This window comes from Bradyrhizobium sp. 33ap4, assembly GCF_032654765.1.
In the GTDB taxonomy this organism is placed as follows: domain Bacteria; phylum Pseudomonadota; class Alphaproteobacteria; order Rhizobiales; family Xanthobacteraceae; genus Bradyrhizobium; species Bradyrhizobium australafricanum.
This window is the reverse complement of sequence record NZ_JAUMTJ010000108.1, coordinates 1-15,908: the sequence shown is the minus strand read 5'-3', so window position 1 is coordinate 15,908 and position 15,908 is coordinate 1. Positions and strand designations below refer to the sequence as shown.

Genomic DNA, 15,908 nt, shown 5'->3' with positions numbered 1-15,908 from the left:
TAGCCATGTCGTTCTGTGAGCCAAGGAGTTGAGTGTTATAGTTGTCTTCCTAAGACCGCTTGGCCTCCGACTTCCTAGCGCGTGAAGCTCGTCATGCAACTGTTTCTCCAGACGCTGAAGCTCCTCTGCAGGTTCGTCATCAAGCGGTCGCAGAAGCTCCTCTGGAGAGAACAGCTCGCGGTCCAAAGTAAACTCTTCCGGATCGATGGAAAACGAAAGAGCAGGATCATTGTCTCCAGGCCCGTGAAGTTCGTTATGCAACTGTTTTTCCAGCCGCTGGAGCTCCTCTGAAGCCAGGGAGGCTGGCGGCGGCATGGCTTCATCATCCAGATGATCCAGCACTCGCCGAAGCTCTCCCTGAGGGAGCTGCTCTGAATCCAATGCGGTTTGCTCCTGAATGAGAGACCAGGGGGCGTGTTGACCGTCCTGTCCCTCCCCAAGCTCCTCTAGCCGAGTACTCGCTTCGTGCCGCGCGCTGTGCTGCGCAGCGGCGTCGTCGATGCGCCGCGGTACCATCTGCACAGCGCTTTCGGGATTGAGCGCCACGTTCTGGTCGGAAGCATTAAGCTTAGCGCTTGCGCGACCGGGTTGCTTGGGCACGACCACTCCCGTGGTCCGAAAGGCGTGGAAATATTTCAGGGCTTTGAGGAGAATGGTATTATTCCCTCCTTTGTGCTTAAGTATGGCATCATCGTCGCTCAGCGCCTTGCGGTCCAGCCGAGCAACAATGCTCGATCTGTTGTTTTCGAACAGCCAGCGGCTAAAGCCAACGAGGCTGCTTCCAAGCTGCCCTGCCCATCTGGAGGTCATGCCGCCCTTGATGAGCGCCTGCTCAAGCTCCGAGACGGCGGCAGCATCCTCGGAATAAACAGGCCGCCTGTCCGACTGCCCCCGGATTATGACGCCTCTTGAGTCAACCTGCGGCGCTGCGCTACTTCCTTCTGAAGCGACGTTTGCACTTGATTGTCGGTATACCACAATCTCTTCCAGATCGTTCAGCGTCCTCAGTCTCTTCGCTGCTCTCGAAGGAGCGGCGTTATCATCGGGGGCATAATACTTACGAAGGACTCCTACCACTGACCTCATCTGCCCGTTTTTCGGAAAATAAGCATTTGCGTATTCGAGCAGGGACTTGTGGTCCGCTAAATCGGTCGTTTGGCCGCGACCGCGGAAATCATTCGCGAGTTGACGAAGCGCTCGAGTATAACGTTCAACCGTTTCAGGTTTTGGGTTTTTCCGAGCCGCAAATTGAGTAATGACGCGATCGATAAGGTTTCGGTCCTCTGTAGACAGATTGGGATAGGCGGGGTCACGGCCATAATATGCAAGAAGGACGCTTAGCCCTCTCTTCATATATTCGTCTTTCGGGAAGTAAGTATTTGTGTGATCGAGCAGGAACTTGTGGTCCGCTAGATCGATTGTTTGGCCGCGAGCGCGGACGTCATTCGCCAGTCGACGAAGTGCCGTAGAGTACTGTGTAGCCGTTGCAGGTAGTACGTTTTTGTCAGGCGCATATTGAGTAATTATTCTATCGATAAGGCTCAGGTCCTCCGGAGATAGATGGGGGTAGTTGGAGTCAATGCCATGATACGCACCAAGAACCCTCAGCCCCGCCTTAATATTTGAGTCGTTCGGAAAGTAAGTATTTGCGTATTCGAGCAGGGACTCATGGTCCGCTAGATCGGTCGTTTGGCCGCGCGTGCGAAGATCATTCACCAGTCTATGAAGTACCTGCGTATAGTGTCTAACCGTTCCAGGTGTTGGCTTTTTCTGATCCTTATATTGAGTGATCACGCGCTCGATAAGGTGTTGGTCTTCTGTAGACAGATTGGGATAGGCGGGGTCCCTGATGGCGACGGGAGCGGCTTGGCTTGCCTCGGCCAAGTGCTGCTCAAATTGCACGGCCTCGTCCCTCTGCGGCGCTTCGGAGACCGCGTGCTGCACGTGCGACGAAGCTGGTACATTAAATGCATTAAAGTGTTGCGGGTCCACGCTAACCTCACCTTCAGGATCATCCGAACAAGTCACTGTAGTCGGGCAAACTTTCGAGAACCTGACGGGGCCGCTGGTCACGTACCGGTCGCACCGGCCAACCTCTGAAACGACATCGCTTGATCGTCGACGCGCTTCGCCGGATCGCGCCCGTCACGGCCATTCGTGGAAACGTGGATGGTGGCGAGTGGGCTCGCGACTACCCCGACACGAACCTTGTGCGCCTGGCGGGAAAGTCGATCTACGTTCTGCACGACTTGAAGACGCTGAAGGCCGATCCCGGTGGCGGCATCGACGTCATCGTCTCCGGGCATTCCCACGTGCCGAAGGTCGACACGGTCGGTGGCGTTCTCTACCTGAATCCCGGCAGCGCGGGACCTCGGCGTTTCAAGCTGCCGATCACGTTTGCGACGCTCGAATTCACGCCTGACGGCATGCGACCGGAAATCCACGACCTTGAAGGCGACTGAGTACCACCGCGGAGGGCCGGAGGAGGCGAGTGCGTCAATCCTTCCGTTTGCCGGGTTACGCCCCCCGGGGGAGCGCTATTTGCGCGGACGTTCTCGCTCGCGCACGACCTCCTTCGCCCGCTTGTCGGACCTGAGCCCAAGGTAGACGGGCTGGCGCAGTTCGCCCTTGCTCGTCCACTCCGCAAATTTGACCTCGGCAACCAACGAGGGTTTGACCCAGGTCGTGGCGGCCTCGTCCTTCACTTTGGCAGGGAAGGGTGATTTAGGGGTCGTCAGCTTCACGAGCTTGGCATGGAGGTCTTCCAGGACCTTGTGGCTGAAGCCAGTGCCGACATGACCGATATAGCGCCATGTGTCGTCTTCCCGCACGGCGAGGACCAGGGCGCCGAAGAACGGCCTGGTGCGCTTAGGCGCTGTGAATCCCGCGATCACCACTTCCTGCCGCTTTGCTGTCTTGATCTTCAGCCAATCCGCCGTCCGGCTTCCGGACGCATAGGCGCTGTCGGCGCGCTTCGCCATGACGCCTTCCAGACCTTTCCGCTCGGCCTCGGCGAAGAATTTCGTGCCGTTCGCTTTGCGGTGACGGCTGAAGCCGATCAACCGGTGGCTCGGCAGGATCGCTTTCAGCCGCTCCTTGCGCTCGAGAAGAGGCCGTTTGCGCAAGTCAATTGCGTTCTGAAACATGAGATCGAAGGCGCAATACAGGAGCTTCGCTTCATGACGCAGCGCGTTTTGCAGCAGCTGGAAATGCGAGACGCCGTCCTTTCCGATCGCGACGAGCTCGCCGTCGATCACGGCATCGCCCTTCACGCCCTCCAGCGCTTTGGCGACCTCGACATAGCTCCGGCTGATGATCTTGCCATTGCGGCTGTAGAGCGAAACCTTGCCCCGCCGGATTTCTGCTATCATCCGGAAGCCATCGTACTTATCCTCGAAAATCCAGCCGGGATCGTCGAACGGCGCGTCGGTGAGCGTCGCCAGCATCGGCTGTAAGCGCTTGGGCAGGGTCGACGTCCGGCTCATTCAAGGGCCAATTTTTCAGAGCGTGTTGCGTAATGCATGGACGTCCTTCAAGAATGAGGGAACGCTTAAAGCCATGGCATGTTCCGTCAGACGCCGCGGCAAATCCCAGAGTGCGCGACGCTAACTATCGAACGGGAAGGTATCTGATCAGACCGATGGCCAGGAAACTGAAAACCTACCTGACCTCGCTGGGCTTCTTCGATCTGGCGATCGCCGCTCCTTCCATGAAAGCGGCGCTGGAAGCGTGGGGCGCAGACAGCAATCTCTTTCATCAGGGCGCGGCGAAGGAAAGCGATGATCCGGACGTCATCGCCGCGACCATCGCAAAGCCTGGCGTCGTGCTCAGGCGTCCGGTCGGATCCGACGGATCTTTCAAGGAGCATGCCGAGCTGCCCACCGATCTCGGCGGTGGCACGCCAACGAAAACTGCCCGCAAGCCGAAAGGCTCTAAGGCGAAGAAGCGTCCCTCTCGCCCTGTCGACAAGGCTGCGGAGCGAAAGGCCGCTCTCGACTACGACCGAGAACAGAGGCGTCGCGAGGTGGAACGAGCGAGAGAGGAGGCCGCCCGACAGAAGGAGAGAAAACGCCGTCAGCAGGCGGTCGACAAGGCGCAGGCTGCGTTGGACAAAGCCGAACAGGAACACGCGAAACGAGCCGCGGCCATCCAGGCGGAGGTCGTGGCTATTGAGAAGAGATCGCAGGCCGAAGAAAATCGCTGGGATAAAGAGAAGGCGCGATTGGAAGCTGCGATGCGGCGCGCGCGGGCTAGTTAGCGGTTCTTTGGTCGGCGGCACGAGCGATCAGCGCCATGAACTCGCAACAGCTTATGGCGGTGCGCTCATACTCTGATTCCGCTTTCGGCGCCTCGGATGCGAGCGGCGCGCCCCAATTGTAGGAGAAGCTGACGCCGGTCAAAAGAATGAAGTCATTTCATTCTTGATCCCGCTTAGTCCAGCTCGGCAAGTGCCGGCTGACCCGCGCTTATAGTCTGGCCGGATAGACGGGGTCGACAAAGCGGGCTGGCTTGCGGTTGCGGTGCAACCATCGGTAAATGTTGAGGCCGCTTGGTCAGGACCGTGGGTAATGCCTCAGTTTGAAATTCAGCTTTGGGCGTGCTCGTGCCTCGCAGCGGCAAAAACCTCGCGCGCGGCGTCAGCATTGATCGCCGCGATTGCAAGGCCAACGATGATGTCTGGCCATGCTGAGACGCAAATGCGGTCACGAGCCCGGCTGCGACAATGGCGATATTGGCCATAACGTCGTTGCGAGCCGACAGGAATGCAGCGCGGGTGAGACTTCCGCCCTGATGGCGATAACGCGCGAGCATGAGGGCGCAAAACAGGTTGACCAGCATGGCGCCAACCGCTGTTAGCGCCAGCGGAGTGGGCTCTGGTGGGATAGGAGTGCTGAATTTCACCCAAGCCGTCCAAAGTGTCGCCAACGCTGGTATCAGAAGAACTCCGGCCAGCGCCATTCCGAGCCGCGCCCGATTGCGAATCGTCCAGCCGAGACCGACCAGGATCAAGAAATTCACCGATGCATCTTCTAGAAAGTCGATGCTATCGGCGAATAGAGAAACCGATCCGATCCAGACGGCTACGGCAAATTCGATTCCGAAATAGGCGAGGTTCAAAATCGCGACCAACCGCACGGTCTTACTTAGTGCCGTTCCCATCATGCTTTCATCGTCCAGATGCCCCGGTGTACCGTCCCTAGAAAAAATAGGAAGCCCTGATAAAACGAACCGAGCCCTTTGCAGCTAACAAACATGGACCGCACGACGACAAGGCAACAGATTGAGCGGAAGTTAGCGAAGTGCCGTGAATTTTGCTTGAGTTGCCGGGCGGGCCAACGAAGCGAGGCCGGGCCCTGCTTAGTGACCGGCGGGCTTCGGCAGTTCTTCTTGAAGCGCTGTGCAACGGTGAGGTTCGCCCCAGGGCACGCCAATGAACTTACACTGGATGGTCGATTTCGCGGTTGTGCGGTATTGCCGTTCAAGCGCTTCCCAGGAAAACGCCAAACGGCCGCGGTCGTTCGATCCCAAAAACGTCTGGACAGGCCGCTTCGACATTCGGCGGTGAGAGAGCAGGCGAGGTCTTGGAAGGCCTTCCAGCCGAGCTGCTCATATTGAAGCTCACGTCAGCCCAATGCCGCGGGCCTCAACCAACGAATAGCTCGTGCTACGACCGCCGGCCGCGTCCTTCGCGAGTATCCCCTTCGCAACCAGATCTTCGATGTCGCGCAGAGCGGTGTCTTGCGAGACCTTGGTAAGTTTGGCCCACTTCGATGAGTTAAGCTTGCCTTCAAAGCCCTCGAACAGACGTTCGATCATTGCTTTCTGGCGCTCGTTCAATTTCTGACCCGCGTGCTTCTTCCAGAAGCGCGCTTTCTTGAGCACGGGTGCCAGGATTGTATCGGCACGGTCAAAAGAGCGATCAAGACAATCGAGAAACCAAGTGAGCCACTCAGTGATCTCAAGGTCGCCCTTCTGCGTCGCTTCCAAGATATCGTAGTAGGCATTGCGCTCCTGCCCAATTTGAGCCGACATGCTGTAGAATCGTAGTGGGCTGTTTTCGGAACGCGCTAGCGCCATATCGGCAATCGCGCGCGCGATGCGGCCGTTGCCATCCTCAAAAGGATGGATGGTCACAAACCACAGATGGGCGATAGCTGCCTTCAGCACCGGATCGATGTCCTGCGTGCCGTTGAACCAGCCGATGAAGGATTTCATCTCATCGGGTAGCAGTGTCGCTTTGGGTGCTTCGTAATGTACGCGCTCGCGTCCGATCGCGCCCGACACGACCTGCATAGGTCCGGATTCTTAGGTGCGCCAGGCTCCCACCGTGATTTTGGTCATGCCGCTGCGACCTGTAGGAAACAGAGCAGCGTGCCAGCCAGATAGTCGTTCGGCGGTGAGGGGGGCATTGTAGTTGCCCGTTGCGTCGACCATCATTTCGACGATGCCTTCGACATTGCGTTCAGCTGGCGTAAGAGCGCCGATATCGACACCCAAGCGGCGTGCGAGTGACGAACGAACCTGGTCGCGGCTGAGAACTTCGCCCTCGATCTCGCTCGACTTCGTCACTTCCTCGGTAAGCGCTTCGAGGTTGGCTTCGGTTTTGAGTTTGAAGCCCAGTTCTTCCATGCGACCGGTAAGGCGCCCCTGCCGATTGCGAACAGCCGCGAGCCTTTGGGCGAGCTTCGCCGCATCCCAAGTGAAATGGGGCCGATCCTGTAGTTCGTGGATAAAGGTCATTCGCCGCATCTTTTGCGGAGAATATGGGGTCTATTCGCCGCAGAAGCAATGGTATTCTACGCACGAGATGCGGAGAATATGTAATGGCGAGCGGAAACCGGCGACCGGGTGGCCGCTGCGCGGCTGCCCTATCCCTCCGGCTTTCAACAGACTTTGTCCAACAAGCGAGCGCCAATAGACGCCGAAATCGATCAAAACCTCAGGCTGCTCGTCGAGGCCAAGAAATCCGTCTTCCCAACGGGATACGCACAAAGCGCTTTGGCAGCTACGGGAGTGCGCGCCATTTTGGCGGGGCCGCGTCATCCCCCTTCTTGCCGCTAAATCCATATCCCCCGGCTCGAAGGAATTTCTGCGACGGGAAAACGTCAGTTATTTTGGTGCTGTCCTGGTTAGGACGCCTCGCGGAGGGGGGTTAGGACACCCGTTAAGCATCCGGAAAAAATAGGCAATTCATTTACGTTTGATTCACGCAAGTTAATTGACGTGCTCCGGCTTTGATTCGATGATCTCAAGACTGGGTAGGCGGTTTCATTAAGGTCAATTTACTAAGGCCCAGAGGGGCGCCTAATTATTTCACCGGCGGCTCGGCAAGCGCGGAATGAGGAACGGCCTCAGCATCACCTCCAAGGGTGCTGGGGCCGTTTCTTTTTGGCGCGAGCGGCCCGGACTGGAGAGTTAATGGTTCCCTGCCTGTTTCTGGGTTGCCACGAAACCTACGCCCGGTACCATGCAGATGCGGACCACTCGCGGAGTGGGTCCCACGAGCGCTGCATGATCCCGGCGCTTGACGCGATGACAGAGTTAACCTTGGTCCCGGTCCGTCGCTGGGGCCGCTTCTTTGGGCTGGCCCCATGTCGTATGGCGGGCAATTGTCAGGCCCGGCGAATGCGTCGCGGATCGCTACCTTGTACGGATGGAAGCCATCCGTACTGATCTCGGGCGCGCCGATCACGCGCTCGCGAGGCTCCTGAACGAAACGTCCGTATTCTCAATTGTCATGCTTGCCGTGCGGTAGCTGATGATCGCCTTGCAGGCAGCCATGCCGATGAACGTGTACTTGTCGCCCTTGTGGCCGATCGCGTGGCGCTCAACGCTAGGAAACCTTGTCGTAACACTGGCACCCGGAGACGACAGAGGCCGCAACTGAGCCTGCCTTATTCTTCGGTGGGCGGTTGCCGGTCGGCTCGCTGTCGCGCTTCTAACCAATCAGCGAGAACCTTGTACTCGCGCTCCATTTTTTGGAGTTCGTCTCTAGTCTCTTTGTGCCCCGTGATGGCGGCCTGTAGATGGCATTCGCGCTCCAGTGCGCGGTACTTACGATGGGGCATCGTGCTTCCCCGGTGTCAGAAGACGACCCTTATTATTCGTGCTTTCCAAAGTTATTCGTGCTTCCAAAGTCATGCATTCAACTAGGATATTTAATCACGTTCCGCTGTCCCCGGTTCGTTCTCCGAGATCGGATTCCTTGATCTAGGTCAAAGATCGGATAGAGGTAGAACATCCGATGGGGCGCCTAGGACAGCGGGCCTATAGGCAGAGCACCAGCAATTGCCGGGCTTTCGGACAGTTTTGGCTTAAATTGTCCTCGCACCCTCAACGACGCGCTGAGATAGAGCAGCAGGATGTTCACCGCCTGATGAAAAGCGCGACCTGATGACAACGTGCAGATAGCTGTGCCGGCGTATGCTGACGCTGAACAGTGGCGGGTTCGTCCTGATTGAGAGATCCCACGAGTTCGCGCTGGTGCCCTGGCGGCCGGTGCTGGAGCGCGCGGGGCAATTGGTCACCAGCCAGGTCGGCGGGGAGGGCATGTCTGGTCGATCGGCATCAAGCGCGGGATGACGACGAAGACCTTGCTTTCGTTGGGGCGCTCCTCGCACCGAAAACCCTCGACGTCGCCAGTCTTGGCCAGAACGACGCTGGGCTCCTCGACCGGCGCCGTGAGGTATTGGTGCGACCAATGTCCTCGATCCCGGGCCTGTTCTTGAGGAACGCTCCACCCGCCCGTCTTTATTCGAGACCATTGGAAATGGTCCTCCAGCGCCTCGCGGTACTGCGCAGTTGACTAAGCCGCCGGAGTTCTTTCGCTGGAACCTCACGACGTCGCGGCTGAAGTCATAGCGAGCGAGGCGCGCCGTGGTCTTGAGCACCGCGTCCGGCACGGAGGCCGCGAGCAAGCAAAGCCCTTCGAGCATCAACCGACGTCATTTGGGTCCGCGAGCATGAGCTTCCTTCCGGGCCGATTTCAGTTCCTGGGGGCGCTTTCCGGCCAGGGCCGCAAGCAAGGTTTCGGACTGCAGCAGGTCCTTGTCCGGCTCCGCGAACCCTCCAGGCGTCTGCGAGGTGATGAGGTTGTGCGCGGCATAGCGCGCGGGGCGGGACATGCACGGAGATGCTGCCGGCATGCAGGATAGCTCGGGGGCGCGGATCAAGAAATCGAGGACGCAGCGGCCGACCGCCGTGAGGGCGGGCAGCTTTTGGAGGCGGCCGGTCTCCTTTACCCCTCGACGTGCAAGCCGCCTTTGGAGGCGTAGCTGGTCATGCACCGGCCATCAGATCCGTGAGGAACGGCACGAGGGATTTATCGACCTCCTTCAGCACGTCCAGAAGGGCGCCGTTGAGTCGTCGACAGCCATCGAGACATCTTGAACTGGGCAAAGTCGACGTCGCCGGTCTGTCGCGAGCCGGCGGAGCGGCGAACACCAAGCATGGCGGCATAGGTTTGGTGGGCGATCGCCCCAATGAGCATCCCGCGAAGGCAAAAACGTCGGTCTTGGCAAGCGCCGCGATGACATCGCCGATCCCACGTTGAGGCGGGGAAAGCTGAAAGATCAGAGCCGCGCGCTGCCAGCAATGATGAAATGGTGGCTTTGTTATTTCCCATACCAGTTCGTCGCGCTTCAGACGGATTGTCGCGAAAACGCCAGCTCATTTGTCCGACCACAGGGGCATGCGGGAGCGCAAATCTCGACACGTGCGGGTTTGATCGGCGGGTCAAATTGCTGAGCGCTGGGCGATGGTACGAAGCTTGCGTAAGAGCGGGTCCATCTCTTCGGATCGGCGGAGTACATCCGCCTTGTGACGGGCTCGGGACACGGGCGCTACATGAAGGTTGCCAGCATGTCAGGTATCGCTGCCGCTTTTCTATTGCCTTGGAGCAGCTCCCATCAGACGGTTTATGATCGGCTGAAGCACATGCTTCCGAAGCTCTCGCTTCGTGGACAGGCAGGCGTCGGGATCGCCGCCTTCATGCACAACAAAGGCGTTCGATATAAAACCGCGTCTCGGCCATCACACGAACTTCGTGCGATCGACAAGGACGAGCAGGATCTGGAGTTCATTCCCCATGTTGCAATCGCTCATGTTCGCGATCGTGTTTGCACGCAGGGTGAGAGTGACGATCGACCAACTTCCAATCGCAGGGCCGCCTCCCGCCAACTGACAATTTCGTTGGACGGAGCGTTAGTAAATGCTCGAGAGATGAGAGCAGAAGTGATTGCCCAAGGTCACACCTTTGAGGGTCGGACAGATGCCGAACTCTTGCTCAAGCTAGTTGAACACATTTGTGAAAGGGATTATTGGCGCCAAGGCCTGCGCGTCAACTATGAGCACGTATTTCGTGAGGTTGATGAGCGCATTGATGGTGCTATTAGTGCGCTTTTGCTGGACACCGAAGGAAATCTGGTTGCGTTCCGCAATAGGTATGGTCTGCGTCCTTTGGAGTTCATGCAGACGGACGATGGGTTCTTGCTCTTTGCTTCGGAAAATTGCGCCTTTGCCGGACTTCGGGGCAAGTCTGACCAAATCGTGCCGGGCTACATCAAATATGTTGACGGAAAAAACGGAGATTGCCTCGATCGTTCTGTCGGCGATTCTCGACGTGCCGCCAAGCTTTGCGCCTATGAAGCGCTTTACCTCGGAAGTCCAGATACATCGATCCAGGGGCGATCTCACCTCGAAACTCGTTACAGCATTGGCGTCTCGCTGGGGGACCTTGTTGCGCGTCAGCTTCCTGCAGAGCCGGGCGCCGCTCCAATCATCATCTCGTCCATGCCTGATACTGGAGGGCCCTACGCTGACGGCTTATTCGCATCTCTCGTAGCACGTGGGATTAGCGCCGAACGGCGTGAAGTCATCGAGACTCAAATCACTGAGCGAACTCTCATCGGCCCAAGTAGTGAGCGCAAGCGTCGTATCGCTCACAAATACCGTCTGGCTTCGGCTGACGTAGAAAAACGCACGATACTCATTGCCGATGAAGCCCTCATTCGTGGCGACACCAGTCGGACTGTAACGAATATACTTCTTGCTGCGGGCGTCGAAGCTGTCCATTGGGCAATCGGCTCACCGCCTATCGTGGCTCCGAATTACTACGGCGTGAATATTGAGACCATCGATGAACTGGCCTTCTGGCGGACATGGAAGAGGCTGTCCGCTCAACAGCGGAAGCAAAGTCTACTATTTAAAGATATCGAGCCGCACGTCCTCAAAACCATCGAAGCAAGAATCGCGGTTTCGATCAACGCGGCAACTGTGACCTACTTGCCCTTCCCGCGTCTCACATCGTTGCTGCCGCGGGAGAGCGAGGGAATAGATTTGTCGCCCTTTACATTCGAAATGCCAACTCCTGCGGGGCAAAGGCGCGCAAACAGAGACCTGCATAATCTTATGGCCGACCACTATAGCGCTGCCTGAGGCCCGAATCATGAAGCCAGCTCTTGTTTTTGATTGGAATGGCACGTTGCTTGACGATGCCCAGGCGCTACTGCAAACGACCAACACTATCTTGGAGCGCTTCGGACGCCCGATGATCGATCTGGATACCTTTCGGGATCATTGCGATGTCCCACTGTCCATTCTTTTCCGAAATGTCGGGATGTCAGAAGCGGAAGTCGCAGCCGTAGATCGCGATGGCGGCGCAATCTTCCATGACACCTACGAGCCGCTAGCCGACAAAGCGGAGTTACGCGTGGGTGCGCGCACAATGCTGGAATTGGCTCGCCAAGAAGCGGCTTCGTCCATCATCGTGAGCAACCATATAGTCGCGCCCCTTGTTGCTCAATTGCGAAGGCTCGGAATCGATCGCTACTTCAATGACGTCCTGGCTTTTGAAAGCCGCCACACCCAGTATAAAACGATGAGCAAAGGGGAGCGGCTTCGGCGGTACATGGAGGAGAATGATCTAAAGCCTGAGTCAACTTTCATCATCGGGGATATGCCAGTGGAAACCAACATTGCGCGAAGCCTCGGACTGATAAGCATATCCATCACCGGCGGATTTGTTTCCGAAGCGCGCTTGCGAGCAGCGAAGCCGGACCACATCATCCACAACTACCGCGAGCTGTTACCAATCGTTCAAGCGCATGGCTTTTTCTAAATTGATAGATGGTACGTGCGAAGTCGAGATGTCGCACTTAAGCCGGCGGTGGGAAGGAGTAGGCCTTGTCGAACTGGGGCCCATGGGAGGGTATTGGTATCAGCCTCTTGCGTCACCAGAATGAAGGTTACAAGGATCATTCTGCGACGGACCGTCCGAACATAATTCCATCGCCGAGTTGTCGTGGCTCGTAAAAGCCTGTCCTCTTGCCCTTGCCTCCGGCAGATTAATTTACGCAGATCGATGTGTTCAATGGCCGCCGTGGACGCTGCTGAGAACGCCTGATCCGCGAGCGACTTGCGTGCTTCGCGGTCGGCCAACTGGCCAAATGTTCTACTCGGCGCCACCGACGCGATCTCTGTGCTTGGCAACAGCCAACAGCTGCTCGTTGAACCGGAACAAATGACGCTTGGTTGAACCCCACATGGTTCTGGGACGCCGCGACGAAAATGGTTGGCCAGTATGCCGCAATTGTCCCGTTCTTCTTGCTGACGGACATCGTCAGCAATGAGTCCTCGAACTTCTTGGAGGACGAATTATCATGGGCCCGGATGGGGCAGCCCATGATGGAGTTTTTGATCGCGCCGATGCGCTTGGATGGGCTATGGCGCCCCGGACCGGTGTCGTCCGCCGCGAAAATCTTATTCAGCGTCGCTCATCAGCATCAAAGCAGCATCTCGCAGCCGCCCCTGGCTACGCTATGATAGCCGAACTGATTCGGCGGCCCAGCCTGGCCTTGACCCCAAGTCCGGCCGCCGTAGCGCCCCAGCCGAAAGGGTGGGGCGCTTTTTTTTGCATATGCCCTTGCTGGCCCCAGGGAGCACCAGATGGCGCACCACGCGCGCCGCAACAGTAGCCCGCCCCTGATGCCAGCAAGCTTAGGAGGCGGTCCAACCGTCTTTAAAAATTGCGATGCGCGTGGCAGTCGACAAAATTTGGGCAGATATGCGCGGATTCGGCTAGCTGGAATAATGCTCGTCAACTGGCCGACTTTTGCCATTCGGGGGCTGGCGAATTCGACAATTTCAGTTTGCCTTGATGCAAAAGCGCTGGACCGGACCGATTGCCAGCTCGCGCTCTGTTTTTAGCATTTCTTTTGCTCATCCAGTGGCCGCAATATTCATTGGCGTTGCCAAGTCGCCCAGCAGAGTAAACCCCGCCAATTCGATGTCGGTGAGGCAGATTTCTGCGGCAGCGCCCCGTGGTTTTACGGGGCGCGATTGTGAACCATTTCACAAATGCAGGGTGCGATGACTGCTAGATCGTAACGCGCTGGGGGATTTCAGGGGCCCAGTGATAGGGCGCCGCCGGGACACCATATTTCGAGCCCGACGGCGTAGCTTTTTTATGGGCATTGAAAACGGCCTTGGAAGCGCAAGGATGGTCCTTAGACTGACGACCAGACCTCTCAAATCCCTTGCGATCGTCGTTGCTCTTCCATTGGGGATCGGTTTAGCGGTTGAAGCCGCCGTGTTCGCGCTGTTCGACCGGGATGTTGGCGGCGCGTTCGGTTCAGGTCTGGCCAGGATTGTTGCTGGCATATTTGGTTTGGTCATCACCATCGTGATCATTCTCAGGCGAATTGCCGATGTCGAGGATTGACTGGGGAGCCCGGATCACGCGCGTGTCACAAAGCCTTGGCGGAAAAGTGCCAATCTCGCCGAGCTGGAATTTCAGGATCCAGACTGGAATGCGTGGCGGGTGCCGCCGAGCGAATATACTCCGCTCGGCGGCGTTCAGCATCATCTCCAATTGGAGGGAAACGCATGTTCGACGCCGAAACGACCGCGCTGCTAAGGGCAGTGCTAGAGGAAGTTTGCGAGAATATTTCCGTCTTTGAAATCGGCGCCAGGACGCATGTTGCTTCCAAGATCCTCGAAGCCGCGGCCAACGGGCGACTCTCAATAGATGAATTAAAAGCAGCGGGTCACAGCGCGCTCAACGCGCCTCCGGGGCGCTGAGTTTCGTCCCGGTCGGCCACGCTAGGCGAAGATGTTGAACTTCACGGTGAGGCGCTGTTCAAGATGCCGCTAGCTGGCACGCCCTTACAAGAACCGGCCCGCCACGCGCGTCTTCGCGATGGGCCGTTCCGGGCGGATGGCACGAAAACGAGGGGGAGCCAGCCGTTGCGCCACGGACCTTTCGTCTCGAACGGTATCTCGAACGTCGGATCGGAGATTTATTCCAACTGAACGGGCGACAAACGGAGGCGGTCGAAGACAAAAGCAACGCCGCCCGTTTGAAGCTCCTACAGGCGCGACCTTCCAGCCGAGAGGTACTAACAAAGCTTCCGGATATTGATCCATCTCGTCGTTGCGAGAAAAGATTCAGCCTTCAGACAGTATACGCTTGGAACGAAATGGAGCAGCGGGTATCCATTCAAAGCTCCCGGTCTCAAGCCCCCAAGCCCGCCGGGAGTAGCGGCCCTCGGCGCCATGAACCTCCGGCGCCCGGGGTCGTTGGTTGAGGAATCCTACATAGCGTCAGACGTCTCTGCCGGTATTAATCATCGGCACCATTTAGTCGCGACGTGCCGGCAGGTAGGGGCTTTAGGCCAGGCGAAGTCAGCCTTTCGTTTATGTGTGCTGCAGTTTCAGCCTGTCGCGCTAAGCGAATAAGATTGTCGCGCTCCACACCTGGTGGGATGCCACGAGCTTCTGATCCGCAGGCGCTCGGCCGTTTCTCCGAGTCGCTGGCCGAGGAGATAAACCTTGGTTTGTCTGGGCGTCCGCGGCGGAGATAAAGACGAAAATAAAAACGAAGGATCGAAGCATTATTTCCTCCTTCAAAAGTGCTGATCAAAATTCATTTTGTCCATCGCGAAATGCGATGTGCAGCCAAACGCGTCTCCAGAGCCAGCGCAATGATCGGCTTGCCGACGGGTGAAGATTGAGGCGTCCATTGCCGCTAGGCCTGCTGGGACTGCGACACGGTCCTGAGGCAGGACGCCGCAGAATTTACATCACCATAGCGCTCACCTTTTCCTTCCATCCCGCCGATGAAAGAAGCACGCCTTTTGAAGAGACGTCTGGGGGATTTGCTTTTCAGATAAGCGAAAGGCGGCTTCCAATCGCTTCCAAATACGTAAATCACATTGTCACGATGCATGCTCTCCAGCAACTAACCCTTGGCGCCCAATCATATGCGATGTAAGCGCCAAGGCCATTCACTGCTACGTATATGGTGGTGGTCCAAATGAAACCAGCGTGTCTAGGGTACTTTAGATTTCAGAAGATCAATCCGCGTCGATCTGAGCCACGCTCGGGGACGAGGTAGGTTGGATTCTTGGAGCTATTCACCAACCTTTCGGACATGTCGCACTCGCCGATCGGTCGGCAGGTATGAAGCACCTCAACCTTGTCGTCTTGGCAGTTTGGGCAGGGGTCATTCATTGGGGGTATGGAGACTGCCGCTGAGCGTTGGACGAGACTGGCCGGGTCGCGCTCAGCGCGCTCTCTGAGTTGTGTGATAGCGCGCTCGCGGTCGTTCTCATCATCCGAAATCAGGAGCGGGTACACTGTCGTATACATATCGAGCGGGACAATCACCTCGCCGAGATCGGGCACGTCCACGATTGCAGGGGCCGTTAGTCCAGCCAGGGGAGGGACTCCGATCATGCGACCGTGAAATCTTACGAACCGTTCGGGAGCTCGACGCACCGGATTGGCGTGGGTTGGGTTGCGTGACATGGAGATTAGGCGATGCACTGTCGACCTAGTAGCTCGTCACAGTGATTTTGACTCTTTGGGTATGCCTGGATAGGCGCGCCCCAGTTTGGTGCGAGCTTTGT

General features: G+C 57.5%; 12 protein-coding genes and 3 pseudogenes. 8 read left to right on the top strand and 7 right to left on the bottom strand.

From position 1 onward, the window contains the following. Positions 1–1,902, bottom strand: a pseudogene (locus tag Q2M23_RS41980) (hypothetical protein); the annotation flags it as partial. Between the two features lie 212 nt (positions 1,903–2,114). On the opposite strand from Q2M23_RS41980, the pseudogene Q2M23_RS41975 reads away from it, so the two are divergent. Continuing rightward, positions 2,115–2,462: pseudogene (locus Q2M23_RS41975) on the top strand (metallophosphoesterase family protein); the annotation flags it as partial. Positions 2,463–2,537: 75 nt separating this feature from the next. On the opposite strand, the gene ligD reads toward Q2M23_RS41975, so the two are convergent. Beyond that, a complete protein-coding gene (gene ligD, locus Q2M23_RS41970) occupies positions 2,538–3,485 on the bottom strand; it encodes a non-homologous end-joining DNA ligase (RefSeq protein ID WP_316399256.1) in 948 nt (315 codons plus the stop codon). A gap of 155 nt (positions 3,486–3,640) precedes the next feature. Between ligD and Q2M23_RS41965 the strand changes: the two genes are divergently transcribed. Then, positions 3,641–4,258 (top strand): cell envelope biogenesis protein TolA, encoded by a 618-nt coding sequence (locus Q2M23_RS41965; RefSeq protein ID WP_316399255.1) that lies wholly within the window; start codon positions 3,641–3,643, stop codon positions 4,256–4,258. 327 nt (positions 4,259–4,585) lie between these two features. Here the strand turns inward: Q2M23_RS41965 and Q2M23_RS41960 are convergent. The 3 genes and pseudogenes from Q2M23_RS41960 to Q2M23_RS41950 form a co-directional block, all read right to left on the bottom strand. After that, a pseudogene (locus Q2M23_RS41960) lies at positions 4,586–5,163 on the bottom strand (cation transporter). Between the two features lie 456 nt (positions 5,164–5,619). Beyond that, the gene (locus Q2M23_RS41955) at positions 5,620–6,294 is read right to left on the bottom strand and encodes a Fic family protein (RefSeq protein ID WP_316399254.1); all 675 of its coding nucleotides are present in this window, start codon (positions 6,292–6,294) and stop codon (positions 5,620–5,622) included. A gap of 12 nt (positions 6,295–6,306) precedes the next feature. Continuing rightward, positions 6,307–6,741, bottom strand: coding sequence for a DUF4172 domain-containing protein (locus tag Q2M23_RS41950; protein ID WP_316399253.1), 435 nt, complete (start codon positions 6,739–6,741; stop codon positions 6,307–6,309). Positions 6,742–8,424: 1,683 nt separating this feature from the next. On the opposite strand from Q2M23_RS41950, the gene Q2M23_RS41945 reads away from it, so the two are divergent. Next, on the top strand, positions 8,425–8,583 hold the full coding sequence (locus Q2M23_RS41945; protein ID WP_316399252.1) for a DUF3363 domain-containing protein: 159 nt from the start codon (positions 8,425–8,427) through the stop codon (positions 8,581–8,583). A gap of 362 nt (positions 8,584–8,945) precedes the next feature. Here Q2M23_RS41945 and Q2M23_RS41940 read toward each other — a convergent pair whose 3' ends face one another. Together Q2M23_RS41940 and Q2M23_RS44330 are read right to left on the bottom strand one after the other, a co-directional pair. Then, the gene (locus Q2M23_RS41940) at positions 8,946–9,287 is read right to left on the bottom strand and encodes a GSU2403 family nucleotidyltransferase fold protein (RefSeq protein ID WP_316399251.1); all 342 of its coding nucleotides are present in this window, start codon (positions 9,285–9,287) and stop codon (positions 8,946–8,948) included. A gap of 35 nt (positions 9,288–9,322) precedes the next feature. After that, positions 9,323–9,625 carry a GSU2403 family nucleotidyltransferase fold protein gene (locus Q2M23_RS44330; RefSeq protein ID WP_410469838.1) on the bottom strand — a complete coding sequence of 101 codons (303 nt, stop codon included), beginning with the start codon at positions 9,623–9,625 and terminating at the stop codon, positions 9,323–9,325. Between the two features lie 221 nt (positions 9,626–9,846). On the opposite strand from Q2M23_RS44330, the gene Q2M23_RS41930 reads away from it, so the two are divergent. The 5 genes from Q2M23_RS41930 to Q2M23_RS41910 all read left to right on the top strand — a co-directional run bounded on the left by Q2M23_RS41930 (position 9,847) and on the right by Q2M23_RS41910 (position 14,079). Next, positions 9,847–11,436, top strand: coding sequence for a hypothetical protein (locus Q2M23_RS41930; protein WP_316399250.1), 1,590 nt, complete (start codon positions 9,847–9,849; stop codon positions 11,434–11,436). 10 nt (positions 11,437–11,446) lie between these two features. Next, positions 11,447–12,118, top strand: a complete 672-nt coding sequence (locus Q2M23_RS41925; RefSeq protein WP_316399249.1) for an HAD family hydrolase — start codon at positions 11,447–11,449, stop codon at positions 12,116–12,118. A 413-nt stretch (positions 12,119–12,531) separates the two neighbouring features. Further along, positions 12,532–12,822 (top strand): hypothetical protein, encoded by a 291-nt coding sequence (locus Q2M23_RS41920; protein WP_316399248.1) that lies wholly within the window; start codon positions 12,532–12,534, stop codon positions 12,820–12,822. A 676-nt stretch (positions 12,823–13,498) separates the two neighbouring features. Further along, positions 13,499–13,720 (top strand): hypothetical protein, encoded by a 222-nt coding sequence (locus Q2M23_RS41915; protein WP_316399247.1) that lies wholly within the window; start codon positions 13,499–13,501, stop codon positions 13,718–13,720. A gap of 164 nt (positions 13,721–13,884) precedes the next feature. Further along, positions 13,885–14,079, top strand: coding sequence for a hypothetical protein (locus Q2M23_RS41910; RefSeq protein WP_092089273.1), 195 nt, complete (start codon positions 13,885–13,887; stop codon positions 14,077–14,079). The last annotated feature ends 1,829 nt before the right edge of the window (positions 14,080–15,908 follow it).

Coding starts and splice junctions, on each gene's coding strand:
- ligD (WP_316399256.1), bottom strand. CDS start 3,485: ATGAGCCGGACGTCGACCCTGCCCAAGCGCTTACAGCCGATGCTGGCG.
- Q2M23_RS41965 (WP_316399255.1), top strand. CDS start 3,641: ATGGCCAGGAAACTGAAAACCTACCTGACCTCGCTGGGCTTCTTCGAT.
- Q2M23_RS41955 (WP_316399254.1), bottom strand. CDS start 6,294: ATGCAGGTCGTGTCGGGCGCGATCGGACGCGAGCGCGTACATTACGAA.
- Q2M23_RS41950 (WP_316399253.1), bottom strand. CDS start 6,741: ATGACCTTTATCCACGAACTACAGGATCGGCCCCATTTCACTTGGGAT.
- Q2M23_RS41945 (WP_316399252.1), top strand. CDS start 8,425: ATGCTGACGCTGAACAGTGGCGGGTTCGTCCTGATTGAGAGATCCCAC.
- Q2M23_RS44330 (WP_410469838.1), bottom strand. CDS start 9,625: ATGGGAAATAACAAAGCCACCATTTCATCATTGCTGGCAGCGCGCGGC.
- Q2M23_RS41930 (WP_316399250.1), top strand. CDS start 9,847: ATGAAGGTTGCCAGCATGTCAGGTATCGCTGCCGCTTTTCTATTGCCT.
- Q2M23_RS41925 (WP_316399249.1), top strand. CDS start 11,447: ATGAAGCCAGCTCTTGTTTTTGATTGGAATGGCACGTTGCTTGACGAT.
- Q2M23_RS41915 (WP_316399247.1), top strand. CDS start 13,499: ATGGTCCTTAGACTGACGACCAGACCTCTCAAATCCCTTGCGATCGTC.
- Q2M23_RS41910 (WP_092089273.1), top strand. CDS start 13,885: ATGTTCGACGCCGAAACGACCGCGCTGCTAAGGGCAGTGCTAGAGGAA.